Source organism: Paraburkholderia sp. BL25I1N1 (genome assembly GCF_003002025.1).
Classification (GTDB): domain Bacteria; phylum Pseudomonadota; class Gammaproteobacteria; order Burkholderiales; family Burkholderiaceae; genus Paraburkholderia.
Window position 1 is genome coordinate 289,510 of record NZ_PVZB01000007.1, and the last position, 18,844, is coordinate 308,353.

19 protein-coding genes and 2 pseudogenes are annotated in these 18,844 nt (G+C 60.8%); 16 read left to right on the forward strand and 5 right to left on the reverse strand.

The features are described from left to right. Positions 1–394 precede the first annotated feature (394 nt). Positions 395–1,012 (reverse strand): DJ-1/PfpI family protein, encoded by a 618-nt coding sequence (locus B0G73_RS13300; protein ID WP_106281361.1) that lies wholly within the window; start codon positions 1,010–1,012, stop codon positions 395–397. A 163-nt stretch (positions 1,013–1,175) separates the two neighbouring features. On the opposite strand from B0G73_RS13300, the gene B0G73_RS13305 reads away from it, so the two are divergent. The 11 genes from B0G73_RS13305 (at position 1,176) to dhaK (ending at position 12,653) form a co-directional block, all read left to right on the forward strand. Next, positions 1,176–2,510, forward strand: coding sequence for a PLP-dependent aminotransferase family protein (locus tag B0G73_RS13305; protein WP_106281363.1), 1,335 nt, complete (start codon positions 1,176–1,178; stop codon positions 2,508–2,510). A 276-nt stretch (positions 2,511–2,786) separates the two neighbouring features. Next, a complete protein-coding gene (locus B0G73_RS13310; RefSeq protein WP_106281365.1) occupies positions 2,787–3,956 on the forward strand; it encodes a porin in 1,170 nt (389 codons plus the stop codon). Positions 3,957–4,252: 296 nt separating this feature from the next. Beyond that, a complete protein-coding gene (locus tag B0G73_RS13315) occupies positions 4,253–5,272 on the forward strand; it encodes a LacI family DNA-binding transcriptional regulator (RefSeq protein WP_181196542.1) in 1,020 nt (339 codons plus the stop codon). 114 nt (positions 5,273–5,386) lie between these two features. Further along, on the forward strand, positions 5,387–6,718 hold the full coding sequence (locus tag B0G73_RS13320) for an ABC transporter substrate-binding protein (RefSeq protein ID WP_106281369.1): 1,332 nt from the start codon (positions 5,387–5,389) through the stop codon (positions 6,716–6,718). 66 nt (positions 6,719–6,784) lie between these two features. Beyond that, a complete protein-coding gene (locus B0G73_RS13325) occupies positions 6,785–7,741 on the forward strand; it encodes a carbohydrate ABC transporter permease (protein ID WP_106281371.1) in 957 nt (318 codons plus the stop codon). Continuing rightward, positions 7,738–8,691, forward strand: a complete 954-nt coding sequence (locus B0G73_RS13330; RefSeq protein WP_106281373.1) for a carbohydrate ABC transporter permease — start codon at positions 7,738–7,740, stop codon at positions 8,689–8,691. The genes B0G73_RS13325 and B0G73_RS13330 overlap by 4 nt, the downstream gene beginning before the upstream one ends. Next, entirely contained in the window at positions 8,688–8,882 is a 195-nt protein-coding gene (locus tag B0G73_RS13335; RefSeq protein WP_106281375.1) for a hypothetical protein, read from the forward strand. The genes B0G73_RS13330 and B0G73_RS13335 overlap by 4 nt, the downstream gene beginning before the upstream one ends. Before the next feature lie 4 nt (positions 8,883–8,886). Next, positions 8,887–9,990 (forward strand): ABC transporter ATP-binding protein, encoded by a 1,104-nt coding sequence (locus B0G73_RS13340; protein ID WP_106281377.1) that lies wholly within the window; start codon positions 8,887–8,889, stop codon positions 9,988–9,990. Next, the gene (locus tag B0G73_RS13345; RefSeq protein ID WP_106281379.1) at positions 9,983–11,020 is read left to right on the forward strand and encodes an ABC transporter ATP-binding protein; all 1,038 of its coding nucleotides are present in this window, start codon (positions 9,983–9,985) and stop codon (positions 11,018–11,020) included. Before B0G73_RS13340 ends, B0G73_RS13345 begins: the two co-directional genes overlap by 8 nt. Continuing rightward, on the forward strand, positions 11,017–11,649 hold the full coding sequence (dhaL, locus tag B0G73_RS13350) for a dihydroxyacetone kinase subunit DhaL (RefSeq protein WP_106281381.1): 633 nt from the start codon (positions 11,017–11,019) through the stop codon (positions 11,647–11,649). The genes B0G73_RS13345 and dhaL overlap by 4 nt, the downstream gene beginning before the upstream one ends. Before the next feature lie 14 nt (positions 11,650–11,663). Next, complete coding sequence (gene dhaK / locus B0G73_RS13355) at positions 11,664–12,653, forward strand: dihydroxyacetone kinase subunit DhaK (RefSeq protein ID WP_106281383.1); 990 nt, start codon at positions 11,664–11,666, stop codon at positions 12,651–12,653. Between the two features lie 13 nt (positions 12,654–12,666). On the opposite strand, the gene B0G73_RS13360 is transcribed toward dhaK, so the two are convergent. Further along, on the reverse strand, positions 12,667–13,605 hold the full coding sequence (locus tag B0G73_RS13360) for a LysR family transcriptional regulator (protein ID WP_106281385.1): 939 nt from the start codon (positions 13,603–13,605) through the stop codon (positions 12,667–12,669). Positions 13,606–13,736: 131 nt separating this feature from the next. On the opposite strand from B0G73_RS13360, the gene B0G73_RS13365 reads away from it, so the two are divergent. From B0G73_RS13365 to B0G73_RS13375, 3 genes are read left to right on the forward strand one after another with little or no spacing between them, the layout of a single operon-like run. Next, positions 13,737–14,588, forward strand: a complete 852-nt coding sequence (locus B0G73_RS13365) for a class I SAM-dependent methyltransferase (protein ID WP_106281386.1) — start codon at positions 13,737–13,739, stop codon at positions 14,586–14,588. Continuing rightward, on the forward strand, positions 14,588–15,418 hold the full coding sequence (locus B0G73_RS13370) for an MFS transporter (RefSeq protein ID WP_106281387.1): 831 nt from the start codon (positions 14,588–14,590) through the stop codon (positions 15,416–15,418). Before B0G73_RS13365 ends, B0G73_RS13370 begins: the two co-directional genes overlap by 1 nt. A gap of 49 nt (positions 15,419–15,467) precedes the next feature. Continuing rightward, positions 15,468–15,977 carry a hypothetical protein gene (locus tag B0G73_RS13375; RefSeq protein WP_106281389.1) on the forward strand — a complete coding sequence of 170 codons (510 nt, stop codon included), beginning with the start codon at positions 15,468–15,470 and terminating at the stop codon, positions 15,975–15,977. On the opposite strand, the gene B0G73_RS13380 is transcribed toward B0G73_RS13375, so the two are convergent. The 3 genes from B0G73_RS13380 to B0G73_RS40470 form a co-directional block, all read right to left on the reverse strand. Continuing rightward, positions 15,962–16,345 carry a nuclear transport factor 2 family protein gene (locus B0G73_RS13380; protein WP_106281391.1) on the reverse strand — a complete coding sequence of 128 codons (384 nt, stop codon included), beginning with the start codon at positions 16,343–16,345 and terminating at the stop codon, positions 15,962–15,964. The genes B0G73_RS13375 and B0G73_RS13380 overlap by 16 nt on opposite strands. A 29-nt stretch (positions 16,346–16,374) precedes the next feature. Then, on the reverse strand, positions 16,375–17,316 hold the full coding sequence (locus B0G73_RS13385) for an aldo/keto reductase (RefSeq protein WP_106281393.1): 942 nt from the start codon (positions 17,314–17,316) through the stop codon (positions 16,375–16,377). A gap of 292 nt (positions 17,317–17,608) precedes the next feature. Then, positions 17,609–17,788, reverse strand: coding sequence for a hypothetical protein (locus B0G73_RS40470; protein ID WP_106281395.1), 180 nt, complete (start codon positions 17,786–17,788; stop codon positions 17,609–17,611). Positions 17,789–17,922: 134 nt separating this feature from the next. On the opposite strand from B0G73_RS40470, the pseudogene B0G73_RS13395 reads away from it, so the two are divergent. Next, a pseudogene (locus B0G73_RS13395) lies at positions 17,923–18,066 on the forward strand (SDR family oxidoreductase); the annotation flags it as partial. Positions 18,067–18,422: 356 nt separating this feature from the next. Next, positions 18,423–18,844 (forward strand): annotated as a pseudogene (locus tag B0G73_RS13400) (EmrB/QacA family drug resistance transporter); the annotation flags it as partial.

Genomic DNA, 18,844 nt, shown 5'->3' on the forward strand with positions numbered 1-18,844 from the left:
CTCTTCCTGCGAACGACGAGCCGGTTTGTAATCGTTGGTAATATTTACCCCGGACTGCTGCCAACCTGGGGGAAACGCTGTGTTTATGGGAGGAAGCGAATTAGAAGTTGCGCCGACCCGCTACGGATGACGTCCGTAGTAAACGAACTGGCATGACTTCTCGTTGACACGTAACTTTCAAGTTGTGGCTGGAGTATTTCGGTAGCTGCCGTTTTTGTAAATAGCCAAACATACCGATGCGGGCGGTTTGAATCGGCGCAAACGTTGTCGTGGAACGCGTGTTGGTTTTTGTGCAGTCCGCAGGCGGGGCGCCGCGGTCTGCAACGCGATTTAAATAGCGGGTTTCATACGAGGAATATTCAGGGGGAGCGCGTAGGCGGCTTACCTCGTTCGCTCATGCCGTCTTCAGCTTCGCTTCGAGGAACGGCGTGATATGCCCCATCGCGCGAGACACGTAGTCCTCTTTCTCCCCGACGGGCGCGACGTAATGCAGAGCGCTCGCCGCTGCATCGATACCCTCCAGCCGGGCAATGACCCAGGCGGCGAGATACACCGCGGCCAGACACCCGCCGGCCGTCGCGATGTTTCCGCTGACGAAAATGGGCTGATTCAACACGGCGACACCGGCTTCCTGAACCCACGGTTTGGTCGTGAGATCGGTGCATGCCGACACGCCGTCGAGCAGCCCCAGCTTCGCAAGAACCAGCGTGCCGGAACATTGCGCGCCCAACAGCTGTTTGGATGGATCGAGTTGCAACTGCGCCATCAGCGCGGTATCGGCGACGACTTCGCGCGTGCGCACGCCGCTGCCCACGATCACCGCATCGGCATTGCATGCCTCTTGCAGCGTAGCCTGCGCTTCGATGACCAGGCCATTCATCGACTTGACTCGCGCGGTGGGACTGGCGATCGACACCCGCCAGCCCGGTTTCTTGACGCGATTGAGCACGTTGAGGGCGATGAGCGAGTCGAGTTCGTTGAAGCCTTCGAAGGTAAGAATGGCGATGTGCATGATGTCGTCCGTGAGCCGAGGGGCGCGTACTGTTCGCCGCCGTTTCACGAGCCTACGCCAATGAAAGCCGGCCAGTCCCACAACGGCGCAAACACAGTTGCGATGTGCCATCCTATGGCCGAGAATCAATACAATCAAATAATTGTCATGGATACATTCGCGCATGCCGACGCCCCGCTACAAATTGCTGGTCGACAGAATGGCGAGCGACATTCGCAGCGGACGCCTCGCGCCCGGCACACGCCTGCCGACTCACCGCCAGCTCGCCTCGCGAGAGGGACTCGCGCTCGTCACCGCGTCGCGGGTTTATGCCGAGCTGGACGCGATGGGATTGGTCAGCGGCGAAACGGGCCGTGGCACTTTCGTACGGGAAATAGCCTTGCCTGCGCGCCTGGGCATCGACCAGCATGCCGGCGACGCGGGCCTGGCGGACCTCAATTTCAACAATCCGTCGCTTCCCGGCCAGGCCGAACTGCTCAGAAGCGCGTTGCGCCAACTCGCGTCCTCCGGCGACCTGGATGCGCTACTCCGATATCAGCCACATGGAGGCCGGACGCATGAACGCGAGATTGTCGCGCGTCACCTGGCGTGCCGGGGACTCGCCGTCGAAGGCGCTCAGGTCGTGATCGTGAACGGCGCGCAGCATGGTTTGACCGCAGCCGCTCTGGCGCTCCTGAAGCCCGGCGACGTGGTCGCGGTCGACGCATTGACCTACCCGGGGTTCAAGGTCCTCGCCGAAACGATCCGGCTCGAACTGGCGCCGATTCCGGTTTCGGAGTTGGGCACCGACCTGAACGCGCTCGAACTCTTGTGTCGAAGCAGAAAAGTGCGCGCCATTTATACGATGCCGACACTCCATAACCCGCTAGGCTCGGTCATGAATGCGCAGCGTCGGCACCAACTGGTGTCGATTGCCCGCAAGCACGGGCTGCTCATTATCGAGGACGCCGCGTATGCCTTCCTCGCGGACGACCCACCGCCCCCGTTGGCGGCGCTCGCCCCTGAAACGACGGTGTACGTCTCGGGTCTGTCGAAAAGCATCGCGACCGGCCTGCGTGTCGGGTTCGTCGCCGCGCCCGATCGCTGGGTCGCACCTATCGAGCGTGCTATTCGGGCCACCACCTGGAACACAGCCGCCGTGATGACCGCCATTGCCTGCGGCTGGCTGGACGACGGCACGGTTACACGTCTGGAGGCAGAGAAGCGTCGCGATGCGGCGGTCCGCCAAACGATGGCCGCCGAGGTTCTCGCCGGAGTGCGGCGCGTTTGCCATCCCGCGTCCTACTTCGTCTGGCTTCCTCTCGCGGAAGAGGTTCGCGCCGACGTGGTGGCGATGGCGCTCGTGCGCGACGGAATCTCTGTCTCGACGGCGGAGCCTTTCTCGACTTCGGAGCATGTACCCCACGCGATTCGCGTGGCGCTGGGCTCGGTTGATTTGCCCATACTCCGCGAGTCGCTGGAAAAGATTAAAAGCGTGATTGCCTCTTACACGTATTGACGCGGCGACTGGCCATCGTCGTGCTTTCGGCCCGGTGGGATACCCGCGAGCCCACTCCGTCGCTTCAATACAACGGCGATGCGTGGCGGATTGGGCGGGAGCAATAGCAACGCGCCTTTTGCAGTAAGGGTTCGTCAAAATTATTTCGGATTTATGACGAATTGGCTCGACGAAACGCACCGGTCAATCGAGCTTTGAAATGACATCATGCAGTTTCCTGCCTTTCATCCTCGCGCCCTGCTTTCTGTCTCGCCCCCCGCCCATTGGAGTGAAGTCATGAAACGAATCCCTGTCGCCCTCGCCGTATCTGCTGCATTCGCTGCTTCGGCTGCCCATGCACAGAGTTCGGTCACCCTGTACGGCCTCATCGACGCTGGTCTGATGTATACGAACAACGTCAAGACCTCCGCCACTGCGCACGGCAGCCTTGTTCAGGCAACCAGCGGCAACATTAATGGCAGTCGCTTCGGCATGCGGGGCGCCGAGGACCTCGGCGGCGGCCTGAAGGCAATTTTCGTGCTGGAAAACGGCTTCAACGTTCAAAACGGCAGGCTTGGCCAGAACGGCCGGATGTTTGGCCGACAGGCGTTTGTGGGCCTGAGCAGCGAGTTCGGTACGGTGACACTGGGCCGTCAATATGACTCGCTGGTGGACTTCCTGGCACCGTTGTCGGGCACCGCCGGCACGTTCGGCGACACAGGCTTCGCGCACCCGTTCGACAACGACAACCTGAACCACACGCTACGGATGAGCAACGCGGTCAAGTACACGAGCAGCAACTATGCAGGCCTGAAGTTCGGCGGCCTCTATGCCTTCTCGAACAGTACCGACTTCACGCTGAACCGCGCATACAGTGCGGGAGCGAGTTTCGATTACGGCCCGTTCAAAATGGCTGCCGGCTACCTCCAAATCAACGGCAATGGCGCCGTCCCCCAGGCGAACGCCAGCGGTGCAGTTGACCTCGGCGAAGCGGCGTCGACGACGGGTGGCTTCAGGTTCGGGGCAGACGTCCAGCGCACGTTCGGCGCGGGTCTGAGCTACACCTTCGGACCGGCAGTCGTCGGATTCGTGTATACGAACAGCCATTATCAGGGCACGCAGTCCTTCAACCTCAACAACGGTTCGCAGCACTTCGACAACTATGAGTTGAACGCCAAGTACACGCTTACACCAGCGGTTACGCTAGGCATCACTGACACGTATACCGATGCTCATCTGTCGGGCGCGTTCAATGCCACGGGAACGAAGTACGGTTCAGATCCGAAGTGGAACCAGGTCAATCTGCAGGCTGTCTACGCGCTTTCCAAACGCACGGATGTCTACGCCGAAGGCATGTATCAGCATGCGATCGGCCAGAACGTTGTGGCCTTCATCAATACGGCCGGTGGTGCGTCGTCGACGGCGAACCAGGTGGTCGGCACGGTGGGCATGCGCACGCGCTTCTAGTGTTCCGTTCCGCTGATTCGCTAACGAAGTCTGTGGAGCTTATCGAGGATTGAATTAGCGGTAATCTCGCGCCGGTCGCCGGAGTCGTGCCGGTGCTCCATGGAGGCAGTTGACCAGAAATTTTGTGCAACGCACCGCCCACTGATTTAGGCAATCCATGCGTTCACTCATGTGAGCCGAAACGCGGTTCACCAATACCATCAAGAATGATGCGTTTATTGCCGCAAAAAAACTTGCATTTCTCTCCGGAAAAACTACCTTAACGAAAAGCTTCTGGGCTGGCACCGGAGAGCCACATGCCGGCAACACGTATGATGATTGCGCGTCGTGCGGGCGTTAGCGTCGCCACGGTCGATCGTGTGTTGCGCGACGACCAGGCTGTGCGCCCGGAAACGGCGGAGCGCGTCCATCTCGCGCTGGCGGCCCTGCGCGACGAGCGCGCAAGCCGCGGCCGCCCGGCGAAGATCAATACGTATCGCGTGGCCTTCGTACTCCCTCAGGTCAATTCGCGTTTCCTCGACCACGTCGAGCGCAATATCGCGCTGTCCGCCAGCTTCTTTCGCGAGCACCGCATCATTCCGTCGTTCTACCGCTGCGATTTCACGACTCATCGCGACACCATTGCTTTCGCTGAGCAGGTGATCGACTACGACGCACTCGTGCTTGTGCCGCTCGACTACCCAGCGGTCGAACGCCTCGTTGAGGATATGAGCGATGCGGGTGTGCCCGTTGTCACGGTGTTCTCCGATCTGCCCGCCAGTCGCCGCGTTGCGTATGTCGGCGTCGACAACCGGATTGCCGGACGCACCGCGGGACTTTTGATGGGCCGCTTTCTCGGCGCGCGGCTCGGCACGGTGGCGATTCTATCGGCCTCGTCGCGCCTGCACGATCAACTGGAACGACGCACCGGCTTATCGCAGGTGCTGGAAGAGGACTTTCGCAATCTGCGCTGGATTGCCGAACCGGACTTCGCCGAAGATGACGACGGCGCAGGTCTTGCCGTGCAGGGGCTCCTTGCGCGTTACCCGGATCTGGTCGGGGTTTATGTGACGGGTGGCGGCATCTCAGGCATCGCAACGGCGTTGCAGGAATCCGGCGACAAGGCACGTCTGGTACTGATCGGGCATGAATGCACCGCGGAGACTCGCGCGCAACTCTCCGAGCGTGCGATCGACGTGATCCTCGATCAGGATGTGCGCGGCATCGTTCATTGGGCAGGCCTCGCCGCCATCAATTTTTTTAACGACGTGCGTGGCGCGCTCGCCATCCCAACGCCGGAAACCCGGATTTATCTTCGTGAGAATGCGCATGCCTGAAGCTCGCGACACACGGATTCGCGTCTGAGTCCGCTGGAGCCGAAACACAGCACCCGGCGCATGGGCGCTGTTCCACAGCAGGTTGGAGACCCGAGAAAGACAAGGAGAAGACAAATGTTACGTCTTACGTCAGCAAGGGTAATGGCGGCGGCCACAGTATCGTTGGGACTCGGCATGGCAACGGGCGCGCAAGCACAGGACAAGCAGTTGACCTTATGTTGGGCGGCATGGGACCCGGCCAACGCACTCGTCGAACTGTCCAAGGATTTCACCAGCAAAACCGGCATCAAGATGAAGTTCGAGTTCGTGCCATGGACAAGTTACGCCGATCGCTTTATCAACGAACTTAATTCGCATGGCAAACTATGTGATCTGATCATTGGGGACAGCCAGTGGATTGGCGGCGCGGCGGTCAACGGGCACTACGTCAAGCTCAACGATTTTTTCGCGAAGAACAAGATATCGATGAACGACTTCGTACCGGCGACGGTTGTCGGTTATGCGGAGTGGCCGAAGAATACGCCGAACTACTGGGCGTTGCCGGCCATGGCCGATGCGGTCGGCTGGACCTATCGCAAGGACTGGTTTGCGCGCCCTGAGTTGCGCGCGGAGTTCAAGCAGAAATATAAACGCGAACTCGAACCGCCAACCACGCTGGACGAACTCAAGCAAACCGCGGAGTTTTTCCAGGGCCGCAAGATCGACGGCAAGACCGTATACGGTGCCTATATCTTTACGGAGCGCGGTTCAGAAGGCATCACGATGGGGGTGACCAACGCGCTTTACAACTTCGGCTTCGAATATGAAGACCCCAAGAAACCCTATCACCTGGATGGCTTCGTCAACTCGCCGGGCGCGGTCAAAGGGCTGGAGTATTACAAGGCGCTCTACAAGTGCTGCACGGCGCCCGGCATGACCAACGCATACATGCAGGAAGGACTGGACGCCTTCAAGTCTGGTCAGGTGGCGATGCAGATGAACTGGTTTGCGTTCTTCCCAGGACTCTACAAAGACCCGAACGTGGGCGGCGACAAGATCGGCTTCTTCGTGAATCCGCGTGAGACCAAGCAGTTCACGCAGCTCGGCGGACAGGGCATCTCGGTTGTGTCGTACTCGGACCACAAGGAAGACGCACTTGAATACATCAAGTGGTTCGCGCAACCCGATGTACAGAAGAAGTGGTGGCAGTTAGGCGGCTATTCGGCGGCGAAGTCGGTGGTGGATGCGCCCGACTTTCCGAAGAGTGCACCTTTTGCGCCGGCATTCCTCAAGTCGATGTCGATCGTGAAAGACTTCTGGGCTGAACCCGCCTATGCGGAACTGCTGCTCGACATGCAGAAGCGCGTGCATGACTATGTGGTGGCCGACAAGGGCACGGCCAAAGAGGCGCTCGATCTGCTGGTCAAAGACTGGAACAAGGTCTTCAAGGCCGAAGGCAAGAATTAGCGTGTGTCCGGGACTGGACCGGCGCCCCCTGCACGGCTGCCGCCGGTTCACTTAAAGGAGCGAGGCATGTTGGCCAACAAGCCTTTTTCGTCAGCGGGACTGGAGTCGCGGGCGTCGGCGCGTGCGCGCACACGTCTGGCCGGGTTATCGGACAGGACCATTGCGTGGCTGTTCATTCTCCCCACAATCCTGCTGCTGCTCGCGATCAACATCTTTCCGTTGATCTGGGCGTTACGTCTGTCGTTCACGAACTTCAAGTCGAATATGCCGAGCGTGCCGGCGCGCTTTGTCGGTATCGACAACTACGTCGACATTCTCACCGACGAAGACATCTGGTACGCGATGCAGGTGACGGCGCGTTTCGTGTTCTGGTCGGTCGGGCTCGAGGTTCTACTGGGTTTCGGCCTCGCGTTGCTGATCAACCGGCAGTTTCGCGGTCATAGCTTCTGGACCACACTGATCCTGCTGCCAATGATGCTGTCGCCGGCGGTCGTGGGCAACTTCTGGACCTTTCTGCTGCAACCGCAAACGGGCCTCTTCAACGATATCGTCGGCTACTTCACCGGCATTGCGCCCGGCTCGTTCCAGATGATCGGCGATGTGTCACTCGCGCCGTGGACCATCGTGATGGTCGATACATGGATGTGGACCCCTTACGTGATGCTCATCTGCCTCGCCGGCCTGCGGTCGATTCCCGACTACATCTACGAAGCGGCCGAAGTGGATCGCGCCACACCGTGGCGGCAGTTCTGGTCGATCACGTTGCCGATGACCTTGCCGTTCCTGATGCTCGCCGTGCTGTTTCGCGGCATCGAGAACTTCAAGATGTTCGACATGGTGAACCTGCTGACTTCGGGCGGTCCGGGTTCGGTCACCGAGACCGTGTCCATCACTTTAAAGCGTGCCGCGTTCGAGAAATGGCAGACGGGCTATTCCTCGGCCCTGGCGATCATTCTGTTCGTGACGGTGTTCGGTGCGGCGAACATCTACGTCAAGGCGCTGAACCGGGTGAAACAGCGATGAGACCGACAGCTACCCAACACTCGGTGGTGGCTTCGTCGCCGCGCGGCAAGCGCTTCGCGGCGGCAGTTGTCATCACTTACGCGCTGCTTGCAACCTTGCCCATGGTGTGGATCTTCCTGACGAGCTTCAAGACGCAGGAAGACGCGATTGCCTATCCGCCTGTCGTGCTGTTTCAGCCGTCGATGGAAGGCTATGTGAATCTCTTCACGATCCGTTCGCGACAGACGCCCGAGTTCATCGCCAGTCTGCCGCCCGCGCGCACCTGGTACGAGCGTGATGTGCGCAAGCGCGGCATGGTCATCGCGGGGCCGTCGAAGGTCCTGCCGCGGTTCGTGAATTCGCTCGTGATCGGTTTCGGTTCGACCTTTCTCGCCGTGTTTCTCGGCACGCTGGCGGCGTATGCGTTCTCGCGCTTCAAGGTGCCGCTCGCCGACGACCTGCTGTTCTTCATCCTGTCGACCCGCATGATGCCGCCGATCGCGGTCGCCATTCCGATCTACCTGATGTACCGGGCACTGGGCTTGAGCGACAGCTATGTCGGCATGATCGTGCTGTATACGGCGGTGAATGTATCGCTGGCGGTATGGTTGCTGAAGGGGTTCATGGACGAGATTCCACGCGAATACGAGGAGGCGGCGCTCGTCGACGGGTACACGCGGCTGCAGGCTTTCGTCAAAGTGGTGCTGCCGCAGGCGATCACCGGTATCGCCGCGACCGCGATTTTCTGCCTGATCTTCGCGTGGAACGAGTACGCGTTCGCGTCACTGCTCACAAGCGGCGATGCGCAAACCATGCCGCCGTTCATTCCGTTCATCATCGGCGAAGGTGGCCAGGACTGGCCGGCCGTCGCGGCGGCGACGACGCTTTTCGTGCTGCCTATCCTTATCTTCACTGTGGTACTGCGCAAGCATTTATTGCGCGGCATCACCTTCGGCGCGGTGCGTAAATGAAACGTGACTCCGTTTTTCCGCAAAGACACTCTCTGCGTCGTGGCTACGGCGAAGCAGCGTCGACTGCGCTGATTGGTTTCGGCATGGTGATGCTCGTGCAGCCGTTTTCACTGACGGCGTTCACATGGTCGTTTCCGGTCATCCTGGTAGGTGCGCTCGCGTTTGTCGTGACCAGCCATTTCCCGGACTGAGATTATGTCCACGATCGTTCTTGCCAACCTTCACAAGCGCTTCGACGACTTCGTCGCGGTACGCGACACCAGTCTGACGATCGGCGCCGGGCGCTTTGTCGTATTGCTCGGTCCATCGGGTTGCGGCAAGACCACCACGCTGCGCATGATTGCAGGCCTCGAGTTGCCGACTTCCGGCCAGATTTTAATAGACGGCGAGGACGTGACGGCGTTGCGCGCGCGTCAGCGGGATATCGCGTTCGTCTTCCAGATGTTCGCGCTATATCCCCATATGACGGTGCGCAATAACATCGCTTTCCCGCTGAAAAACGAGCATGCGTCGCGCAAGGAGATCGCGGCACGAGTGGATGCGGCCGCGCACATGCTGCGTATCGAGAACATTCTCGATCGCAAAACCGGCGGGCTGTCAGGCGGCGATCGGCAGCGCGTGGCGCTGGGTCGCGCGATCGTGCGTCAGCCGAAGGCGTTTCTCATGGACGAACCGCTCGGCACGCTCGATGCGGATTTCCGCGAACTGATGTGTCTCGAGCTGCGCAAGCTGCACAACGCGCTGGCCGCCACGACGGTCTATGTTACGCACGACCAGAGCGAAGCGATGGCGATGGCTGACGACATCGTCGTGATGAACAAGGGTGAGTTGCTGCAGGCCGGTCCACCGCACGAGATCTATCACTTTCCGGCGACGGTGTTCGTCGGCAACTTCATCGGCAGTCCGCCGATGAATTTCCTGCCAGTCGATGGCGGCGTGGACGCGGGCCACGAAGAAGTCCGCCTGCACGGCGCGCGGGTCCCGGTGCCCCACTGCGAAGCCGCCGCTGAACGCGTGCTGCTCGGCATTCGTCCCGAGCATGTGGCGATCGATCAACACGGCCCGCTGCGCGGCAAGGTGATTGCCGATGAATACCTCGGTTCGCATCAGGTGCTGGTGGTCGAGACCGCGTTGGGCGTGGTGAGGGTACGGGTTGGAAAAGACGACGGCCTGCCTGCCGGATCACCGGTGGGTTTGTCGTTTCGCAAGGAGCGCACGCTGCTGTACGACGCGCAGAGCGGCCAGCTGTTGCCAGGTGCCGCTCACACGATTCCTGCACACGGAGAAGCTCATGGCTGAAATCCAGTTGCGCAATGTGTCGAAACGATTTGGCGATATCGTCGCGGTCGACGATCTGTCGATCGATGTGATGGACTGCGAGTTCGTGGTGCTGCTCGGTCCGAGCGGCGCAGGCAAGACCACGACGCTGCGTCTGATCGCCGGGCTGGAGCAGCCGGATGCGGGCGACGTGCTGATCGACGGAGCGATCGCGACCGGCGTGCATCCGTCCGAGCGCGACGTGGCGTTTATCTTCCAGCAATATTCGCTGTACCCGCATCTGACCGTGTTCGGCAACCTGGCGTTTCCGTTGCGCTCGCCAAGAAGGCGCAGCAGCGAGGCGGACGTGCGTGCGCGCGTTCACGCGGTCGCGGAGATGCTGCACATGGAATCAAAGCTCGACAACATGGCGACGCATCTGTCCGGCGGCGAAATGCAGCGCGTGGCGATTGGGCGCGCGCTCGTGCGGCAACCCAAGGTGTTTCTGATGGACGAGCCGCTGTCGTCGCTCGATGCGAAGCTGCGTGAAGAGTTGCGCATCGAGCTCAAGCGCCTGCATCGTACGATCGGCGCGACGATCATCTACGTCACGCACGATCAGGTCGAAGCGACCACGCTCGCGGATCGAATCGGCATTCTCGACCATGGGCGTCTCGTGCAGATCGGCACGCCGCGCGAGGTCTATGGAAATCCGGTGTCGCTGAGCGCCGCGCAGCGGCTCGGCTCTCCGCCCATCAACCTGCTGCCGCCCACGCTGTTCGATTCGGCTCACATGCCGGCGAGAACGGCGACTGTCGCCATCCGTCCCGAGGATATCGTGCTGCATGACCCTGACGTGGGCGATGCGCGCGGCGCACAGGACGCACTGAATCTGACGGTGCTCGAATATTCGCCGCTGCGCCATCTGCTGATTCTCGATCGAGCGGGAACCGCCGTCGTGGCAACGACCATTGCAGAGCGCAATTTTTCGCCGGGGCAATCGGTCGGCGTGTCGCTGCCGGCGCGCAGCCTTTTATATTTCCGTGCCGACGGCAGGAGGATCCCGACATGAACGGCAAAACGGTCATGGCGTGCATCGACTCTGCCTATGCGGCGTTGAAGGAGCATACCGACGAGATCGCGTCACTCGACCAGCAGATCGGCGATGGCGATCACATCTTCAATCTGCTGCGCGGCATGGACGCCCTGCTTGCGGTGCGCGCGGAGATCGAGGCCGAAGCTTTCGGCCCCGCGCTGGACATCGCGGCGTCCAAGGTGCTGTCGACGGTGGGCGGATCGTCCGGGCCTTTATTCTTCTCGTTGCTCAACGGCATGGCGAAAGCGTCCGCGATCAATGCAATGGATGTGGCCGGCTTCGCCCACATCTTCGCGGCGGGTGTCGAGGCCGTCGGGCAACGCGGCAAGACCGGCCTCGGCAGCAAGACCATGATGGACGTGTTGATTCCGGTTGCGAAGCGCTTCGAGGAACTGGCCGCGGAAAGCGCCGCGGCGCGCGTGGTGCTCGACACGCTGCCGCAGATCGCCGAGGAAAACATGCTGGCGACCCGCGACATGCTGGCGACCAAGGGACGGGCGTCGTTTCTCGGCGAGCGTTCGCGCGGACATATCGATCCCGGCGCACGCTCCAGCCAGATCATGATTGCTTCGGTATGCGCGCGGCTTGCGCAAGACAAGGGATAAAGGAGCGGGAGATCATGAAGAAATTCATCAATCACGTGGACGACTTTCTCGCCGAGAGTCTGGCGGGATTCGCCGCAGCCCATGCCGATCTGATCGTGCTCAATCGGGAACCGGTGTTCGTGCGGCGCAAGCACCTGAAGCCTGGCAAGGTTGCGCTGATATCGGGCGGCGGCTCGGGGCACGAACCGCTTCATTCAGGGTTTGTCGGCTATGGCATGCTCGACGCCGCTTGCCCCGGCCAGATCTTCACGTCGCCGACGCCGGACCAGATGATGGCCGCCGCCAAGGCCGTCGATACCGGTGCGGGCGTGCTCTTCATCGTGAAGAACTACTCAGGCGATCTGATGAACTTCGAAATGGCGTCGGAGATGTCCGAGGCGCCGAATGCGATGGTCCTCATCAATGATGACGTCGCGGTGGAAAACTCCAGCTATACGACCGGACGGCGCGGCGTTGCGGGCGCGGTGATCGTCGAGAAGCTGGTGGGCAGCCTGGCTGAAAGCGGGGCGAACCTCGACGAATGCAAGATGTTTGGCGACCGGGTCAACAAGCATACGGCTTCGATGGGTGTTGCTTTCTCCAGTTGCACGGTGCCGGCAGCCGGCACGCGGACCTTCAAGATCGGCGACGATGAGATCGAAGTCGGCGTCGGCATTCATGGCGAACCGGGCAGGCGGCGCGCGAAATTTGCGTCGGCCGATACGATTGCGGGGGAGCTGCTAACGGCTATCGTCGACGACCTCAAGCCGCCTGCGGGGGCCGGCTTGCTGGTGCTCGTGAACGGCCTTGGCGGTACGCCGCTTGGCGAGCTTTATCTGCTCTTCAACTCAACGCGCGTCTGGCTTGAAAAGCGCGATCTGAAAATTGCGCGCGTGCAGGTGGGCGCGCTGACCACTTCACTCGAGATGGCAGGCGCTTCGATCACACTGTGCATGCTCGACGAAGAGATGACGAAGCATTGGGACAGCGCGGTGCACACGCCGGCGCTAAGGTGGGGTGTATAGCACCAGGGCAACGTCATTCTGTACGCGGCACTTTGGCCTGGCTTGCCTGGCGGGTCTTCACATGATCGATGAAGGCGCGCAGCTTCGGCATGACTTGCCGGCGGCTTGGGTAGTACAGAAACACGCCCGGTATCACCGGCGCTAACGGCTTCAGGACTTCTATGAGTTTTCCGGTCCGCAGTCCTTCGGCGACCATCGGCTCAGGTAACTGGGCAAGACCCATACCTTCCATTGCCGCACCCAGCATGGTGGGAAAATCATGGGCGATGAAAGGGCCGCTTACGGCGATCTCGATCGCGTTGCCGCCGTTGTTGAATGACCATAGCGCGAGCGCGCCGCTGGATTTGCGCCATCGCAAGCACGCGTGTTGCCGCAGATCGTCTGTGCGCTCAGGCCGGCGGCGCCCTGCGAAGTAGGCCGGGGTGCCGACGACGACGAAACGAAGCGGTGGCGTCAACGGCACCGCGACCATGTCGGCGTCGACGAACTGACCCAGCCGGATACCGGCGTCGAACCCTTCAGTCGCAAGGTCGATCAGGTGGTTGCTTGCGGCGATCTCCACTTCGACCTCGGGATAAGCCTGGTGGAACGATGCAATCAGGGGATCCAGCAGGAGTGGCACTACCGCGCGCGGCACTGAAAGACGCAATAGCCCGCTGGGCCGCTGGCCGAGACCGCGCGCAACGTCGCTGGCGGCGACGAGCTCCTCGAAGGCAGGCTTTGCGCGCGAAAGAAACTGTTCGCCGGCTTCGGTCAGGCCCACGCTACGCGTGGTGCGTATGAAGAGCGTTGCGCCAATGCGCTCTTCCAGCACACGCACCGCCTGGCTGATCGCCGAAGGCGTCACGCCGAGTTCCGCGGCTGCCCTGCGAAAACTGCGATGCCGGGCAACGCACAGGAACGCCTCAACGCCATCGAGCGCGCCCTGTCTGACTGTGAAGGTCTGCTTCATAACCCGTCAACATTGTGATGAATAGTCGCTCGCGAGAGACGATGGTACACCTATGCCTGTGGACGAGGAGTCGCGCCGATGTCGGCGCGCAAGCCCTGAACCATCCGCCAGGACCGTGGAGGAACCTTGCAATGAACGATGCACTTGACGACGTGCGCGATCACTATCGTGCGACCGGACTGACCGAGCGGCTGAAGAGCGCGCTCACGGTTTTTGGACCGGAGAATGAGCCGCTCACACCCCGGCAACTGGGCACCCTCGACCAGTTTCACACCCGTGGGCTTGCTGCCACGGCCGAGCTTGCCGGATTGGCCGGAATCACCGCTGACATGTCGGTGCTGGACGTCGGTTCGGGTGTCGGCGGCCCGGCCCGTTTTCTGGCTGCAACCTATGGCTGTAAGGTGACAGGTATCGACCTCAGCGAGCCGTTCGTGGATGCCGCGCGCTATCTCACCCAGCGCACGGGGCAGAGCGAACAGGTGTCGTTCCGTGCCGCCAGCGCGCTGGAAATGCCGTTCGCCGACGGCCATTTCGACGCCGTGTTTCTGCAGCACGTGGCAATGAACATCGCCGAGCGCACTCGGCTTTACCGGGAAATCCAACGCGTGCTGAAGCCGGGCGGCAGGTTTGCGACGTTCGACGTCGTCGCAAACGGCGGCGAACCGCACTATCCCGTTCCCTGGGCGCGGACGCCGACAACGAGCTTTCTGCTCACGGCCGATGCGACGCACGCGGCGATCGAACAGGCAGGTTTCCGCACGCTGGTATCGCAAGACGACACCGAGACCGCAAAGGCCTGGTTTGCGCAGATGCGTGTGTCGGGACCGCCGCCCTCGCCCAATCTCGGCGTGGTGATGGGGCCGGACTTCGCCCAGCTCGCGACCAACTTGGGCCGAAATCTCCTGGAAGGCAGACTCGGCATATTGGCCGCAGTGTTCGAAAACGATTCCCCGAAGGCTGGAAATCACCTGGAGAACCGCTGATGACCGCCGTCCCCGTCGCCGTTGAAATCGTCCCGCGCAGGCCCGCGTGGCGCAGCCTGCTTTGGCTCATCCCGTTGGTGGCGCTGTGGATCGTGTTGATCTATTGGCAGCCGATTATCCCGACCAGCGGCGTTCCGACCACAGCTCATCAGTTGACGGCCCATGGGCTGATCGCGGTGGGTTTGTGGCTCGGCCTCGAAAGCACGGATCTCACGCCGGGCGAACGTCGTACGACCTGGCTGGCGGTCATGATCCCAGACACGCTTTGGTTTGCTGTTGCCTGGAGCGCGGCGATCAATGGCGCCTTCCGCACAGGTGCCTCACCCTTGCCGTTGTTGCCGTTGGCGATCTTCATGCCGGTGATGATCGGCGCGCCGGTGCTGCTGTTGTCGAAGCGGATGGGGCGGGTGCTCGACGCGATGCCGGCGAGCTGGCTTGTCGCTCTTCAGCTTTACCGGGTATTCGGCAGTTGGGCGCTCGCCGCCTGGCTGCATGGGCAGCTGCCGGCCGTGTTCGCGTTGCCGGCGGGAATTGGCGATGTGTTGACCGGCCTGTTCGCCGTGCCGGTCGCAATCGCGGCAGCGAGCGGTGCGGCTCAAGGGCGGAAGGCGGCGATCGCCTGGAACATCTTTGGCCTCGCGGACTTCGCCGTCGCGATTACGTTGGGGATGATCACCTCGCCCGGCCCGTTCCAGTTGATCGTTCCGAGCGTGCCGAGCATCGGCGCCGGCGCTTATCCCGATGCGCTGACTCCTGCGTTCGTGGTGCCAGGGTCGATCCTGCTGCACGCGCTGTCGCTGCGCCAGCTGATCCGGCGACGCGCCGGCTGATCCTCATCATGGCCTTTAATGCGCCAGACAACATCTGTCAGGAGGCAACATGTCACCGGAAATTGTCTTTCAATTGCAGCTCGTGCTGGGATATGTCGCGTGGCTGCTTGTCTTCCGCGCATACGTCTGGCCGAGGCTAAGGCCGATGGACCCATTTGAAGCGCAACGCGCCATCGCCACGTTGCACAGCTTCCGTTTCTTCGGGCTGGTCTTTATTCTGCCGGGTGTGGTCAGTCCCGATCTGCCTGCCGGCTTCGCAGCGTTCGCCGCATACGGTGACTTCGCAACCGGCGTTCTGGCGATGCTGGCACTACTCACAGCACGGGTACGCCCACTGTTCTGGTTGTTCGTCGTAGCCTTCAATCTTGTGGGGGCGACCGACCTCATCGTCGACTACTATCACGCTATCCAGTCCGATCTTCCCGCGCGCGCGGGGGAGTTGGGCGCTACGTACGCGATTCCAATCATCTACGTGCCGGTGCTGATGATTACGCATGTTTTAGCCTTCTTTTTGCTACTGCGCCGTGCGCCCACCTGGCGGCGTCACGCGATCTGCTGAACCCAGCGACTCCGCCAAGCCGGCGCCTCGAACGGATCCGAAAAATACTGGGTCTCGTGAATGACCTTGTCGTCACAAAACTCCATGATGCTTACCGTGTAGGCCGCCCGCCCCTGGTAATTGATGGTGTACTCCGTGACCCAGAGATTGCCTTCACCCTGGATTCGCCTGACATTGAAACCGGATGGCTTCTCCGGATGATGACTCCGCAGTGCCTGCAAATTGCTTCGCCCAATGATCCGTTCCCCTGATTGGGGATAGTCGCAGATGGCATCATCATGGTAAATAGCGTGTTCCGCGTCGAGATCGCCGACCGCCGACGCTTGCCAGTGCGCATTCAATGCTTCACGTATTCTGTCTTCCTGCATGGCGTGCCTCCAATACCGTTCAGGTCTATCTATTGCGGACGCCGCGGAATAAACCCGGGGCTGCCTGTCTTGACGACTTCGTTGTACCTCTGCCTCGTCTCGATCCGGTTGATCTCGTCGAATGCCTCTGCCGGAAGCGCGGAGACGTCGATATTCTCGCGCGCGCGGGCCGCCGTCCTGGGCGTGGTAAGCAAGGCTCCGCCACGCTGTATCGCCCAGGCAAGCAGTACTTGTGCCGATGTCTTTCCAGTTCGTTCGGCAATCCGCACGATGACCGGATCTTCGAGCGGCCCCGGCCTGATTCCATGACCCAATGGCGCAAAGGCCAGAAACACGATTCCTTTCTCCTTGCAGAACTCCAGGAGCTCCGTTTCCGGAAGATACGGATGTGCTTCGACCTGCACCACCGCCGGCTTGATTCGCGCCGATTCATAGAGAGGCCGCAACTCGTCAAGGCCAATGTCGGACAATCCGATAGCCCGGCATCTTCCACCGTCGACGAGATCCTCCATCGCCTTCCACGTGTCTCGCAAAGTCACGCCCTTATCGTAGATGACGTCACCGTTTTCGTCGCGCGGATCCTGTTCGTCGCCCGCCTGAAACGCGAACGGTGTATGGATCAGATAGAGATCGAGATAGTCGAGTCCGAGTCTTTCAAGGCTTGCATCGAACGCCGGTTCGACGCGTTCGGGCCGATGATTCGAATTCCATAGTTTCGTCGTCACAAAGATGTCTTCGCGCGCGATCCCTCCCGCAGCAAGCCCTGTCCGCAGAGCGTCGCCCACTTCGCGCTCGTTTCGATATCGCTCGGCACAATCGAAGTGTCGATAGCCGGCTTCCAGCGCGGCTGCGGTAGCACTGATCGTCGTAGCTGCATCGGGAATCAGGGTGCCGAATCCGAGCGCGGGCATGCGGCCGCCTCCGTGATTAAGCGCTAACGTTCTGCTCCGGAAATCGGAAGACTCACTCATGGCGACACCTCTGCACTATTGCATGCTCTGTGATAAGGACCGACGTCAGGGGCCGCGCAATCGCGGCGCCAAGTCCATGAACGCAACAACGTCAACGTACTCGTGTCGGATCACCGCTTGATTGTGATTCCCGGCTGGTGAATTCGTGAACTGCTTACACCGGGTTCTTGACTCAGCCGGTTGTGAAGTGCCGCTTCAGCGACAGGGCGCGACGTTGTGGCTTTGGCAGAGAAGTCGGCGTCGCTCGGCAACACAAGGGAGCATAACGGCGGCGCTAACGCCCTTCTCCCTTTCAGGCCGTAATGCTGTTGAATGTGCTGAAGGTGAAGCGATCGAATCGAGTCGCGAAGATCCGCAACTCAGTCGCGGTAGTCAGCGTCAACCAGGTGCCATGCAGGTCCGCGTCGTGATCAAGTGTAGCAAAGGAATCACCGGGCGACAGCGTTGGATTCCAGCAGAGTACGGCTTGCATCCCGTGTCATTACCCGCCATGCAACAACACGTAAGTACTGTTCACTGCCGGTCAACTGTTGCGTGTTCAAGGTCTGCAAGGCACGCGCGCGCCGCGAGGCCACTCCACCTTGCGAATGTTGGGATTGCGGAAAAGCTCTGACGAAGGGTGGTTCGAACGCCGTCACGAAGTCGCTGGCAATCGTGTACGCGAGAAAAGGCATTCGCGTGAATGCCATCGCACCGGGGATCATCAGGATGCCGATGCATGCGTCGAAAACCCATGAAGCACTGGGCGCCACCAATCATAAGTCGCTGCACCTTTACTGAGTTCTGTTCTGTAGCCGAATGGAAAAAGATCATTTCCAGGCAAGTGTGTTGTCCTTGTCACTGTGGTGACATTGGCTGGATTTGAGAGTGGAATGGACCGATGTGCGACCTTTTTTGACCTCAGGAGAGCAGACCTGTCTTCTGGAATGAAATGAACTCGTAGTGTGGCAGTAATACGCGAGCGAACCGGCTGGAACTAGCGCAGGAAAAACGATAAGGTCAGCGAATCGGACCTCTTTGCGGAGCGTCCGGGGTCTTTTCAGACGTCGGGCGTGGCAGGGGAATTCCGACGTAATACCCCATTAAATACGGGTGGCCGGACTCTTATGAATAGCGCCAACTCACCGCTAACTGGAACGGGAGAGCCGAAGGTTTCGCCATCGTCGGCGCCTGTCTCCGTACCCGCCACATGGACGCCGGCACAGCAAACGTCCACAGAAGCGCAGTTGCCCCTACGCCTCGCCATCGGCCTGCTCGGCATGTTGCTGGCCTCTCTGCTGGCGATACTGAACGAACAGGTCACCGCAGTCGCGCTCGCTGATATTCGCGGCGCGTTCTCGATCGGACGGGACGACGGAACCTGGCTGACCACCCTGTTCGAAGCGACCAACGTCGCCACCATGGTATTCGCGCCATGGTTCGGCGTGACGTTCACGCTCAGGCGCTTCACGATCGGCGCCGTGCTCGCCGTGATGGTCCCTGGATTGCTCTGCCCGTTTGCACCGAACCTGCTGACGCTCTATGTATT

Coding starts and splice junctions, on each gene's coding strand:
- B0G73_RS13300 (WP_106281361.1), bottom strand. CDS start 1,012: ATGCACATCGCCATTCTTACCTTCGAAGGCTTCAACGAACTCGACTCG.
- B0G73_RS13305 (WP_106281363.1), top strand. CDS start 1,176: ATGCCGACGCCCCGCTACAAATTGCTGGTCGACAGAATGGCGAGCGAC.
- B0G73_RS13310 (WP_106281365.1), top strand. CDS start 2,787: ATGAAACGAATCCCTGTCGCCCTCGCCGTATCTGCTGCATTCGCTGCT.
- B0G73_RS13315 (WP_181196542.1), top strand. CDS start 4,253: ATGCCGGCAACACGTATGATGATTGCGCGTCGTGCGGGCGTTAGCGTC.
- B0G73_RS13320 (WP_106281369.1), top strand. CDS start 5,387: ATGTTACGTCTTACGTCAGCAAGGGTAATGGCGGCGGCCACAGTATCG.
- B0G73_RS13325 (WP_106281371.1), top strand. CDS start 6,785: ATGTTGGCCAACAAGCCTTTTTCGTCAGCGGGACTGGAGTCGCGGGCG.
- B0G73_RS13330 (WP_106281373.1), top strand. CDS start 7,738: ATGAGACCGACAGCTACCCAACACTCGGTGGTGGCTTCGTCGCCGCGC.
- B0G73_RS13335 (WP_106281375.1), top strand. CDS start 8,688: ATGAAACGTGACTCCGTTTTTCCGCAAAGACACTCTCTGCGTCGTGGC.
- B0G73_RS13340 (WP_106281377.1), top strand. CDS start 8,887: ATGTCCACGATCGTTCTTGCCAACCTTCACAAGCGCTTCGACGACTTC.
- B0G73_RS13345 (WP_106281379.1), top strand. CDS start 9,983: ATGGCTGAAATCCAGTTGCGCAATGTGTCGAAACGATTTGGCGATATC.
- dhaL (WP_106281381.1), top strand. CDS start 11,017: ATGAACGGCAAAACGGTCATGGCGTGCATCGACTCTGCCTATGCGGCG.
- dhaK (WP_106281383.1), top strand. CDS start 11,664: ATGAAGAAATTCATCAATCACGTGGACGACTTTCTCGCCGAGAGTCTG.
- B0G73_RS13360 (WP_106281385.1), bottom strand. CDS start 13,605: ATGAAGCAGACCTTCACAGTCAGACAGGGCGCGCTCGATGGCGTTGAG.
- B0G73_RS13365 (WP_106281386.1), top strand. CDS start 13,737: ATGAACGATGCACTTGACGACGTGCGCGATCACTATCGTGCGACCGGA.
- B0G73_RS13370 (WP_106281387.1), top strand. CDS start 14,588: ATGACCGCCGTCCCCGTCGCCGTTGAAATCGTCCCGCGCAGGCCCGCG.
- B0G73_RS13375 (WP_106281389.1), top strand. CDS start 15,468: ATGTCACCGGAAATTGTCTTTCAATTGCAGCTCGTGCTGGGATATGTC.
- B0G73_RS13380 (WP_106281391.1), bottom strand. CDS start 16,345: ATGCAGGAAGACAGAATACGTGAAGCATTGAATGCGCACTGGCAAGCG.
- B0G73_RS13385 (WP_106281393.1), bottom strand. CDS start 17,316: ATGAGTGAGTCTTCCGATTTCCGGAGCAGAACGTTAGCGCTTAATCAC.
- B0G73_RS40470 (WP_106281395.1), bottom strand. CDS start 17,788: ATGCAAGCCGTACTCTGCTGGAATCCAACGCTGTCGCCCGGTGATTCC.